11 protein-coding genes and 1 pseudogene are annotated in these 10,891 nt (G+C 72.0%); 9 read left to right on the top strand and 3 right to left on the bottom strand.

All coding sequences use genetic code 11. The annotated features are described in order from the left end of the window. Positions 1–70 precede the first annotated feature (70 nt). Positions 71–799 carry a D-Ala-D-Ala carboxypeptidase family metallohydrolase gene (locus ABZV06_RS31445; protein ID WP_355625881.1) on the bottom strand — a complete coding sequence of 243 codons (729 nt, stop codon included), beginning with the start codon at positions 797–799 and terminating at the stop codon, positions 71–73. Between the two features lie 176 nt (positions 800–975). On the opposite strand from ABZV06_RS31445, the gene ABZV06_RS31440 reads away from it, so the two are divergent. After that, positions 976–1,488 carry an HIT domain-containing protein gene (locus ABZV06_RS31440; protein ID WP_355248808.1) on the top strand — a complete coding sequence of 171 codons (513 nt, stop codon included), beginning with the start codon at positions 976–978 and terminating at the stop codon, positions 1,486–1,488. 45 nt (positions 1,489–1,533) lie between these two features. On the opposite strand, the gene ABZV06_RS31435 is transcribed toward ABZV06_RS31440, so the two are convergent. Next, on the bottom strand, positions 1,534–2,028 hold the full coding sequence (locus ABZV06_RS31435; RefSeq protein WP_355625879.1) for a hypothetical protein: 495 nt from the start codon (positions 2,026–2,028) through the stop codon (positions 1,534–1,536). A gap of 86 nt (positions 2,029–2,114) precedes the next feature. Here ABZV06_RS31435 and ABZV06_RS31430 point away from each other — a divergent pair, with 86 nt between their 5' ends. Next, on the top strand, positions 2,115–3,173 hold the full coding sequence (locus ABZV06_RS31430) for an aldo/keto reductase (protein ID WP_355625877.1): 1,059 nt from the start codon (positions 2,115–2,117) through the stop codon (positions 3,171–3,173). A 32-nt stretch (positions 3,174–3,205) separates the two neighbouring features. Here ABZV06_RS31430 and ABZV06_RS31425 read toward each other — a convergent pair. Next, positions 3,206–4,456 (bottom strand): annotated as a pseudogene (locus ABZV06_RS31425) (GTP-binding protein); the annotation flags it as partial. A gap of 248 nt (positions 4,457–4,704) precedes the next feature. Here ABZV06_RS31425 and pgsA point away from each other — a divergent pair. From pgsA to ABZV06_RS31390, 7 genes are all read left to right on the top strand, one after another. Continuing rightward, entirely contained in the window at positions 4,705–5,334 is a 630-nt protein-coding gene (gene pgsA / locus ABZV06_RS31420; RefSeq protein WP_355625875.1) for a phosphatidylinositol phosphate synthase, read from the top strand. Positions 5,335–5,383: 49 nt separating this feature from the next. Further along, positions 5,384–6,313, top strand: a complete 930-nt coding sequence (locus ABZV06_RS31415) for a phosphatidylinositol mannoside acyltransferase (protein WP_355625873.1) — start codon at positions 5,384–5,386, stop codon at positions 6,311–6,313. Positions 6,314–6,329: 16 nt separating this feature from the next. Continuing rightward, entirely contained in the window at positions 6,330–7,490 is a 1,161-nt protein-coding gene (locus tag ABZV06_RS31410; protein ID WP_355625872.1) for a glycosyltransferase family 4 protein, read from the top strand. A gap of 82 nt (positions 7,491–7,572) precedes the next feature. After that, positions 7,573–8,076, top strand: coding sequence for a hypothetical protein (locus tag ABZV06_RS31405; RefSeq protein WP_355248756.1), 504 nt, complete (start codon positions 7,573–7,575; stop codon positions 8,074–8,076). A gap of 154 nt (positions 8,077–8,230) precedes the next feature. Next, positions 8,231–9,148, top strand: a complete 918-nt coding sequence (pdxS, locus tag ABZV06_RS31400) for a pyridoxal 5'-phosphate synthase lyase subunit PdxS (protein ID WP_355625870.1) — start codon at positions 8,231–8,233, stop codon at positions 9,146–9,148. 2 nt (positions 9,149–9,150) lie between these two features. Then, positions 9,151–9,741: a pyridoxal 5'-phosphate synthase glutaminase subunit PdxT gene (pdxT, locus tag ABZV06_RS31395; RefSeq protein ID WP_355625883.1), complete on the top strand. Its 591-nt coding sequence runs from the start codon at positions 9,151–9,153 to the stop codon at positions 9,739–9,741. 259 nt (positions 9,742–10,000) lie between these two features. After that, positions 10,001–10,753 carry a YebC/PmpR family DNA-binding transcriptional regulator gene (locus ABZV06_RS31390; protein WP_139587604.1) on the top strand — a complete coding sequence of 251 codons (753 nt, stop codon included), beginning with the start codon at positions 10,001–10,003 and terminating at the stop codon, positions 10,751–10,753. Positions 10,754–10,891: the final 138 nt, after the last annotated feature.

The following is a 10,891-nucleotide window of genomic DNA, read 5'->3' as shown; positions in this document are numbered from 1 at the left end:
GCCTCCCGCGCAGGGGAGGCCACTACTTCCATGGTCGAGCACGATCACGCCCGGAGGGGCGTCGACTGGGTCAGATGCCGCAGTTCGGCGCTGACCAGCCGCCGACCACCGCCACGTGGGTGTGGTCGTTGTGGTCGGGGTAGCCGGGGCCGAGGATCTGGGCGAAGCCGTGGTAGCGGGCCTGCTGGGCGAGTCGGCAGAACGAGGGTGAGCCGACCAGGTCCACGGCGTCGCCGTACAGGTGCCGGCTGTTCGACGCCCCGCCGACCGCGCTGTTGCAGGTGTAGCTGCGGAAGCTGCTGCTGATCGCGATGGGCACGTCGCCGAGGGCGTGCCGCAGGGCCTGGAGTTTCCACATGGAAACGAGCGCGTTGGCGCGGGCGGTGCTGGCCGAGACCGCGCCGCCGGACCAGGTGCTGTTGCAGTTGTTCAACTCGGCGTAGCTGAAGTTGGCAGGCGTGCAGTCGTCGTCCTGGAGCGCGTAGAGCCGGTTGAACGTCTGCGGGCCGGCGATGCCGTCCGCGCCCAGCCCGTACGCCTGCTGGAAGCGGATCACCGCGGACCGGGTGGCGGGGCCGAAGGCGCCGTCGATGGTGAGCACGGCGCCGTAGCCGGGGTAGCCGGCGACGCGGATCTGGAGTTGCCGGACGTCCTCGCCGGACATCCCCTGGGACAGGCTGCGACCCCAGGTGTAGCAGCCGTCCGCGTGCGCGGCGCTGGCGGTGAGGGTGACCCCGGTCACCGTGGTGACGGCGGCCAGCGCGAGCGCCGCGAGGATTCGGCCGAGCTGACGGATCATGTGACTCTCCATCCATTGATCTAATGAAATGAATGAATGGAAGTTTCATGGCTGAGTCTCGACTCCGTCAAGAAGTTGCAGCAGCGAGTTTCCGGTCACGGGTGTCGCGGCCCGCCGACCTGGCTCCGTAGGATCGGCTCGTGACAGGGGCGGAGCGACACACGGACAGCGGCGGCATGGCGGACGGCCTGGAGCGGCTCTGGACGCCGCACCGGATGACCTACATCTCGGGTGAGGACCGCCCCGCCGAGGGCTACGAGAAGCCGACCGGCTGCCCGTTCTGTCTCGCCCCCGGGCTGCCCAGCGAGGAGAGCCTCGTGGTGGCCCGTGGTGAGCGCGTCTTCGTCGTGCTCAACCTCTATCCGTACAACCCGGGGCACCTGCTGGTCTGCCCGTACCGGCACGTCGCCGACTACACCGACCTCGACGAGCCGGAGACCGTCGAGCTCGCCGCGTACACCCAGACGGCGATGCGCGTGATCCGCAAGGTGAGCAACGCGCACGGCTTCAACCTGGGCATGAACCAGGGCGGGGTGGCCGGTGCCGGCATCGCCGCCCACCTGCACCAGCACGTGGTGCCCCGCTGGGGTGGCGACGCGAACTTCATGCCGGTGATCGGCCGTACCAAGGTGTTGCCGCAGCTACTCGGTGACACCCGCGACCTGTTCGCCCGCGCCTGGCCGTCCTGACCCGCCGGGCCCGCCCCGATCGGCGCGACGTCCGCGCCGGTCGGGTCAGTCGGCGCGCAGCAGGGTTGTCAGCTCCGGCCAGCTCTCCACCCGGTGTACGAGCGGCAGCAGCGTGGCGTACGCGGTGACCTGCGCAGGCCGGGGTCGGAACAGGAAGCGGTGCGGCACCGAGTCGAGGTAGCCGAGCACCTCCAACTTGTCGTCCACGAAGTGGGTCAGGCCGAGCCGCCGGGCGATCGGCGCCTTGGCGGGACGGGTCCGGCAGAAGTGCACCCGCTCGACGGGGATCCCGGTGCGGGCGGTGAAGTCGTGGTGGGCGAGCCACTCCCAGGTCCGCCGCTCGGTGGACTCGCCACACTTCGAGACCAGGTGCACCTCGTCGAATGCCGGCCCGAGCGCCGCGAGCGCGTCGAACGCGCCGTCGACCATGGGCGTGCGCAGGTAGTGCGCGCCGAAGAAGGAGGTGTCGGCGTCGTCGTCGGCTGGTTCGATGAGCACCCCGCCGATGTCCACGCCCAGCCGTCGCATGGCGACGATCATGCCGTACCCCGTCGGCGTTCCCGCACCGAGTTTTCCGCCTCGGTGGTTGTTACGTCCCGCCACCGTGAAGGTGGCACGATCGGCCGATGGCAGTCACGACACGGATGTTGGGGCGCAGCGGCATCGAGGTCAGCGCCCTCGGCATGGGGTGCTGGGCGATCGCCGGTCCCTGGGCGCAGGGCAGCCAGCCGCTGGGCTGGGGAGCGGTCGACGACGACGAGTCGGTGCGAGCCGTGCGCCGGGCGCTCGAGGAGGGCGTGACCCTGTTCGACACCGCCGACACGTACGGCGCGGGGCACGGTGAGCGGGTGCTGGGCCGTGCGCTCGCCGGCCGGCGGGACGAGGCAGTGATCGCCACCAAGTGGGGTTACACGTTCGACGAGGCGACCCGGCAGGCGACCGGGGAGGACGCGTCGCCGGCGCACCTGCGGCGGGCTGTCACCGGGTCGCTGCGTCGGCTGGGCACCGACCGGATCGACCTCTATCAGCTGCACCTGGCCGACCTGCCGGTGCACCGTGCGGAGGCGCTGTTCGCCGTCTGTGAGGAGCTGGTCGCCGAGGGCCTGATCCGCGCGTACGGGTGGAGCACCGACCGTCCCGACCGCGCCGCCGCGCTCGGGCACGCCGCTCCGGGGGCCGCCACCGTGCAGCACGCCCTGTCGGTGCTGCGCGACGCCCCCGAGATGCTCGCCGTCTGTGACAAGTACGACCTGGCCAGCATCAACCGGGGGCCCCTCGGGATGGGGCTGCTCACCGGCAAGTACACGGCCGCGTCCACGCTGCCCCGCGACGACGTACGCGGGTTGGCGCCGGGCTGGCTGGAGTGGTTCCGGGGCGGCCGACCCGCGCCGGAGTGGCTGCGCAGGGTCGGCGCCGTCCGTGCCGCGCTGACCGCCGACGGCCGTACCCTCGCCCAGGGTGCCCTGGGCTGGATCTGGGCGCGCAGCGGGCACGCCGTCCCGATTCCCGGTTGCCGTACGGTCGCCCAGGTCGAGGAGAACGCCGCGGCGCTGCATCGGGGCCCGCTGCCGGCGGACCAGTTCGTCGAGGTGGAACGCCAACTCGCCGCCCTGCGCACCGCGGCCCTGCGCGACGCCGACCGCCCGCACTGGCCCCGCCCCACCCATCCCACGGTCCACCCGTGACCTCCGGCTGGCTGCCCTGACGATGTCGTCTAGGGCGTCTCCCACGGCGCGATCAGCAGCGGGTCGTCCTCGGCCGAGATGGTGTCACCGGTCTCCGCGCTCGGTGACGTGGTGATCGCGCAGATGTCACCGGCCACGCAGTGCGGCACCGCGCGCAGGGTCGCGCCCAGCGGCGTGTGGATCTGCCCGACCCGCTCGTCGGCGGTGTGGTCGGCATGCCCCCGCTCGGCCGTGCCGTGCCCGCGGACGTGCACTGTCGCGTCGGAGCGCAGCGTGCCGGTGAAGACCCGGACCAGCGAGACCCGGCCGACGTGCTCATCGACGGTGGTCTTGACGACCTCGGCGACGAGCGGGCCGTCCGGGTCGCAGCTCAGCGGCGGGCGGGGGGAGCCGTCCACGCCGGTGACCGCCGGCAGATCGCGCTCCAGCGGTGACGGGAACGCGGCGGTCAGCACCTCCAGCAGCGCGTCCAGGCCGACGCCGGTCTCGGCGCAGACGGGCACCACCGGATGGAAGTGGGCCCGGGCCACGGCCTTCTCCAGGTCGTCGACGAGCACCTTGTCGCTGATCTCCTCGCCGTCGAGGTAGCGGTCCATGAGGGTGTCGTCCTCGCTCTCGGCGATGATCCCCTCGATCAGCTCGTCCCGGGACTCGTCGATGGCCCGCTGGTGTTCCGGGTCGGGGGCGCGCACGTCGGCGGGCAGCCCGGCGGTGTAGTCGAAGACCCGGCGGGTGATCAGCCCGAGCAGCCCCTCGGTGGAGACGCCGTCGTCGCCGAGCATCGGCAGGTAGAGGGACATCACGTTGTCGCCGAAGAGCCGCTGGCAGAGCGCCACCGCCTCGTCGAAGTCGGCGCGGGGCGCATCGAGACGGGCCACCGCGACAGCGCGCGGCATGTCGAGCGCGGCGCACTCCTCCCACAGGGCGACGGTGGCCGCGTCCATGCCGCCGGAGGCCGAGACCACGAACAGCGCGGCGTCGGCGGCCCGCAGGCCAGCGCGCAACTCACCGACGAATCCGGCGTTCCCGGGGGTGTCCAGCAGGTTGACCTTGATGCCGTCGTGCAGCAGGGACGCGCAGGACAGACTCACCGAGGGCTGCTGGCGTACGGCGGCGGGGTCGTGGTCGCCCACGGTCGTGCCGGTCGCGGCGAGCAGCGCCTCGACGAGCGTCGTCTTGCCCGCGCCGGAGTGCCCGACGAGCACCACGTTGCGTATCCGCGCGGGGTCGGTCACCACCGGCGTGCCGCCGGTGGTGACGTTGTCCCGATGTTCCTGCGCCATGGTGGCGCACCTCCCTCAGCCGGTGGTGGCGACCGCCGCGCGAGATGGAAGCGGCCCGGGGCGAGTGCGCGGCAACATCCTCCGGCGGTCTGCCCCGAAGTGGGAAACCAACGGGCGGGCGGGTGAGCTGGGTCACCTTCCGGCTCGATCTCACACCCGTTGCCGGACACGCACAAGCTTGCCCCGGGCGGGTCGCCGGGACCGGCGTTATGGCCGGAGCTGGGCGGACCGTTATCGTGGGGACCGCCATGGCGAAGATCTTCCAAGTGTCGGCCCGCGCGGGGATGACCCGCGTCGTCGAGCCGATTGCCCGTGCCCTGCTGCGCGCGGGCGTCACCCCCAACGTCGTCACCGTCGCGGGCACCGTTGGTGTGCTCGTCGGCGCGCTCGGCTTCGGTGCCCGCGGCCACCTGGTCGCGGGCGCGTTGATCGTCACCCTGTTCGCGCTCACCGACCTGCTCGACGGGACGATGGCCCGGATGAGCGGTGGCTCCACCCGGTTCGGCGCGTTCCTCGATTCGAGCATGGACCGGGTCGCCGACAGCGCCGTCTTCGGCGCGGTGGCGTACTGGCTGGCCACTCAGAATGATCACTCCGGGGTCGCCGCCGCGCTGCTCTGTCTGGCCGCCGGGGGGCTCGTCTCCTACGTGAAGGCGCGCGCCGAAGGGCTGGGCATGACCTGCAACGTGGGCATCGCCGAGCGTACCGAGCGACTGCTGATCGTCGGCGTCGGCGGAATCCTCACCGGCCTCAACGTGAAGCCGGCGCTGGAGATCGCGCTCTGGCTGCTGGCCGCCATCTCGATCTTCACGGTGGGGCAGCGGATGGCGCACGTCTACCGCCAGGCCCAGCAGCTCCAGCCGGACGGCCAGGCGTGAGCGCGGCCGGCGCGCGGCCCACTCCCCGCCCGACCGGCGGCCGGGCCACGTGAACCTCACCGAGCTGGGCTACGTCGCGGGCTGGCGGCTGGTCCGCGCGCTGCCCCGGCCGTTGGTGGCGGCGGCGTTCCAGGCGGGCGCGGACCGCGCGCACCGCCGTGACGGCGGGGGTACGGCCCGACTGCGCGCCAACCTGCGCCGGGTGGTCGGCCCGGAGATGCCCGATGCCGAACTGGACGACCTCGTGCGGCGTGGCCTGCGGTCGTACGCCCGGTACTGGATGGAGGCGTTCCGCCTGCCGTCGTTGAGCCGGGCGCAGATCCTGTCCGGGTTCCGCCTCGACGGCGCGGAGCTGCTGGCGGCCGACGTCGCCGCCGGACGGGGCGCGGTGGTGGCGCTGCCGCACGCCGGCAACTGGGACGCCGCAGGCGCCTGGGTGGCGGCCACCGGTTGGCCGATCAGCACCGTGATGGAGCGGCTCAAGCCGGAGGGCGTGTACAAGCGGTTCCTGGCCTTCCGGGCTCAGCTGGGGATGGAGATCCTGCCCACCCACGGCGGACCGCGTCCCGCCTTCGACGTGCTGCTGGACCGTGTACGCGCCGGCGCGGTGGTGCCGTTGCTGGCCGACCGGGACCTCTCCGCCCGTGGGGTGGAGGTGGACTTCTTCGGCGGGAAGACCCGGATGCCCGCCGGGCCGGCACTGCTCGCACTGCACACGGGAGCGCCGCTGTACGTGGCGTCGATGTGGTACGAACCGGACGCGGCGTGCGCGTCGCTCAGCGGTCCGCTGCCGGTGCCGGGGCCCGAGGTGGGGCCCCTGGACCAGCGCGTCCGGTCGCTGACCCAGCTGATCGCCGACGGTCTGGCGGCGGGTATCGCCCGGCATCCGCAAGACTGGCACATGTTGCAGCGGATGTGGCTGGACCAGCGCGGCGCGGGAGGCGCGGAGCTGTCCGCACCGACCTCGGGTCGGTCCTGAAGGGGGTGGCTGACGCATGCGGATCGGTATCGTCTGCCCGTACTCCTTCGACGTGCCCGGCGGCGTGCAGAACCACGTCGTCGACCTCGCGGAGACGCTGATCACCCTCGGGCACGAGGTCAGCGTTCTCGCGCCGGCCGACGAGGACGCCGACCTGCCGGCGTACGTGGTGTCCGCCGGTCGGGCGGTGCCGCTGCCGTACAACGGGTCGGTGGCCCGGATCGCGTTCGGCCCGGTCTCCACGGCCCGGGTCCGGCGCTGGCTCACCAACGGTGAATTCGACGTGCTGCACGTGCACGAGCCTCTGACGTTGAGCCTGTCCCTGCTGGCGGTTCTGTCGGCGCGCGGGCCGGTGGTGGCCACCTTCCACACGGCGATGACCCGCTCGCGGGTGCTGGCCGCGGCGCAGGGCGTCCTGCAGATCGTGCTGGAACGGATCACCGCCCGGATCGCGGTGAGCGCGCTGGCCCGCAAGGTGCAGGTCGAGCACATGGACGGCGGCGCGGTGGAGATCCCCAACGGGGTGGCGGTGGCGAAGTTCGCCGACGCCGAGCCGCTGCCGGACTGGCCGGGGGAGTGCGGGCCTGGCACCGGCGGCACGGTGGGTTTCCTGGGCCGGTTCACGGAGGCGCGCAAGGGCTTCCCGGTGCTGCGGGACGCCTTCGTGGCGCTGGCGGCGACACGTCCCGGCCTGCGGCTGCTGGTCGCCGGCCCGGGTGACCCGGACGACCTGTACGACCAGTTCCCGGCCGAGATTCGGGATCAGGTGACGTTCCTCGGTCTGGTCTCCGAGGCGGACAAGGCGCGGATGCTGCGCAGCGTGCACCTCTACGTGGCGCCGAACACCGGGGGTGAGTCGTTCGGGATGATCCTCACCGAGGCGCTGGCCGCCGGCACCACGGTGGTGGCGAGCGACCTGGATGCGTTCCGCCGGGTGCTCGACGGTGGGCGGGCGGGCCGGCTGTTCCCGACCGGCGACGCGGTGGGGCTGCGCCATGCCCTGTCCGAGCTGCTCGACGACCCGATGGCGCGGGCGACGCTGACCGCCTGCGGCGATCAGGTGGTGGCGAATTTCGACTGGCCCATGGTTGCCCGCCGTGTTCTGGAGGTATACGCAGCGGCGATCGAGGCGACCGACGGGCGGGTCATCGACCAGGAATGGGTGGGGCTGGGCTGACCCGGAGTGGCCGATGGTGCTCCTGTGACGCCGGTGACCGGCGTCGACGCGCGCGATGGAGGAGAAACGGAGCAGCACTACGATGCCGCACATGTGGTGGGTGGTGGCCGCGAGTGTGCTCGTGGGAGTGCTTGCGGCGTACCTCATCTGGACCGCCGGCCGGGTCGAGCGGCTGCAGGGCCGCGCGGAGCTGGCGGCGCGTGCCCTCGACGCCCACCTGTTGCGCCGTGCGGCGGCGGCCGCCGTGCTGGCGGAGCGACGCTTCGGCGTCGAGCTGTACGCGGCGGCACGGATCGCGCTCGACGCCGTGCCGGACGAGCGGGAGGCGGCGGAGAACGATCTGACCCGGCAGCTACGCACGGTGCGGTTGGACCCGACCGACCCGGACTGCACGGCGGTCATCGCGGCGAGCCGCCGGCTCGCGCTGTCCCGGCAGGTGCACACCGATCTGGTACGCGACGCCCGGTCGGCGCGCAGTCGTCCGCTGGTGCGGTTGCTGCGGATGGGGCGGGGTCGCCAGTGGCCGCGCTACTTCGACATCGACGACCCGACGCTCGTCGTGCCGGCGGACGTGCCGGCCGGTTGACCGGGTTCTGCTGGTGGAGCTGACGCCGACGACGGCCGGTGAGCGGGGTCACAGTGCAGGCCACCGGCCCTCTGATTGGCTGTCGGCGCGGCGTTGAGCGGTGCGTAGCATTTTCGCTGCCACCTCCCACCGCAGGTCCAAGGAGTGCTGACCCGTGTCCGACACCACCGCCCCGAGCACCGGTACCGCCCCCGTCGTCGGCACGGCCCGCGTGAAGCGGGGCATGGCCGAGATGCTCAAGGGCGGCGTGATCATGGACGTCGTCAACGCCGAGCAGGCCAAGATCGCCGAGGACGCCGGCGCGGTCGCGGTGATGGCCCTGGAGCGGGTGCCCGCCGACATCCGCGCGCAGGGCGGGGTGTCCCGGATGAGCGACCCCGACATGATCGACGGGATCATCGAGGCGGTCTCGATCCCGGTGATGGCCAAGGCCCGCATCGGCCACTTCGTCGAGGCGCAGATCCTCCAGTCGTTGGGCGTGGACTACGTCGACGAGTCCGAGGTGCTGACGCCGGCCGACTACGCCAACCACATCGACAAGTGGGCGTTCACCGTGCCCTTCGTCTGTGGCGCGACCAACCTGGGCGAGGCGCTGCGCCGGATCACCGAGGGCGCGGCCATGATCCGCTCCAAGGGCGAGGCGGGCACCGGTGACGTCTCGAACGCCACCACCCACATGCGCAGGATCCGCCAGGAGATCCGCCGGCTCTCCTCGCTGCCGGCCGACGAGCTGTACGTCGCGGCCAAGGAGTTGCAGGCCCCGTACGAGCTGGTCAAGGAGGTCGCCGAGAGCGGCAAGCTGCCCGTGGTGCTGTTCACCGCCGGCGGGATCGCGACCCCGGCCGACGCGGCGATGATGATGCAGCTCGGCGCGGAGGGCGTCTTCGTCGGCTCCGGCATCTTCAAGGCGGGCAACCCCGCGCAGCGGGCCGCCGCGATCGTCAAGGCCACCACGTTCCACGACGACCCGGACGTCCTCGCGAAGGTGTCCCGCGGTCTCGGTGAGGCGATGGTCGGCATCAACGTCGACGAGATCCCCCAGCCGCACCGCCTGGCCGAGCGCGGCTGGTGAGCGTGATCGGCGTTCTCGCGTTGCAGGGTGACGTGCGCGAGCATGTGGCGGCGCTGACCGCGGCGGGCGCCGACGCCCGTCCGGTCCGCCGCCCGGGCGAGCTGGACGCGGTCGACGGCCTGGTGATCCCCGGCGGCGAGTCCACCACCATCAGCAAACTCGTCGACATCTTCGAGCTGCGCGAGCCGATCGACAAGCGGATCGCCGACGGGATGCCGGTCTACGGCTCGTGTGCCGGCATGATCATGCTCGCCACCGAGGTGCTGGACGGCCGCGCCGACCAGCGCGGTTTCGCCGGCATCGACATGACGGTACGGCGCAACGCGTTCGGCCGGCAGGTCGACTCGTTCGAGGCGCCCGTGGAGATCACCGGCGTGGCGGGCGACCCGTTCCACGCCGTGTTCATCCGCGCGCCGTGGGTCGAGCGGGTCGGCGCGGGCGTCGAGGTGATCGGGAAGGTGACCGGTGGCCCGGCCGCCGAGCGGATCGTGGCGGTCCGGCAGGGCAATCTGCTGGCCACCTCGTTCCACCCCGAGCTGACGGGCGACCTGCGCGTGCACGCGTACTTCGTGGAGTTGGTGCGGACCGCCTGAGCGGCCGACGCCGACGCGCGGGCATGGATCGGGCCCCCGGACCGTTGGTTCGGGCGGGCCCCGACGCCGCACCGCCGCCCCGGGCCGGTCCCGGGTGTGACATGGCGGGGTGTGACCTCGGTAAGATTGCCGCGGTTCGGCAGGGCCGTCGCCCGGCGCGGCACTTCCCGCGGGGCCGACCGGCCGCCGGATCGCCGGATGCGGCGCGGAATCGGTGCGGCAGTCGACGCAGGCGTGCAATGACAGACGGAGGTAGAAGATGTCCGGCCACTCAAAGTGGGCGACGACCAAGCACAAGAAGGCCGTCATCGACGCCAAGCGCGGCAAGATGTTCGCCAAGCTGATCAAGAACGTCGAGGTGGCCGCGCGCACCGGCGGCGGCGACCCCTCCGGCAACCCGACGCTCTTCGACGCCATCCAGAAGGCGAAGAAGAGCTCGGTGCCGAACGACAACATCGACCGCGCCGTCAAGCGCGGCTCCGGCCTGGAAGCCGGCGGCGCCGACTGGCAGACGATCATGTACGAGGGGTACGGCCCGAACGGTGTGGCCATGCTCATCGAGTGCCTCACCGACAACCGCAACCGGGCGGCCACCGAGGTGCGCACCGCGCTGACCCGCAACGGCGGCTCGCTCGCCGACGCCGGCTCGGTGTCGTACATGTTCTCCCGCAAGGGCGTGGTGATCGTGCCCAAGGAGGGCACCAGCGAGGACGACGTGATGATGGCCGTCCTCGACGCCGGCGCCGAGGAGGTCAACGACCTCGGTGAGGCGTTCGAGGTGGTCTCCGAGCCGACCGACCTGATCCCGGTGCGGACGGCGTTGCAGGACGCCGGCATCGAGTACGAGTCGGCGGAGTCCTCCCTGATCCCCAGCATGAACGTCCCGCTGGACGAAGAGGGCGCCCGCAAGATCTTCAAGCTGATCGACGTCCTGGAGGACTGCGACGACGTGCAGAACGTCTACGCGAACTTCGACGTCTCCGACGACGTGATGGCCGCGGTCGACGCCTGAGGTCCGGCGCGTCCGGCGTGATCCACACCAGGTCGCCGATGTGGGGGTGTCCGCGCGAGCGGTTGGCCCCCCCACGGCGCCCCGGGGGGGGGTTACGTGGTGTCGACACAACTGTATATCACACCAATTAACAACAAT

It is taken from the genome of Micromonospora sp. NPDC005172 (assembly GCF_040608555.1).
Taxonomy (GTDB): domain Bacteria; phylum Actinomycetota; class Actinomycetes; order Mycobacteriales; family Micromonosporaceae; genus Micromonospora.
This window is presented reverse-complemented; position numbering and strand designations above follow the sequence as displayed.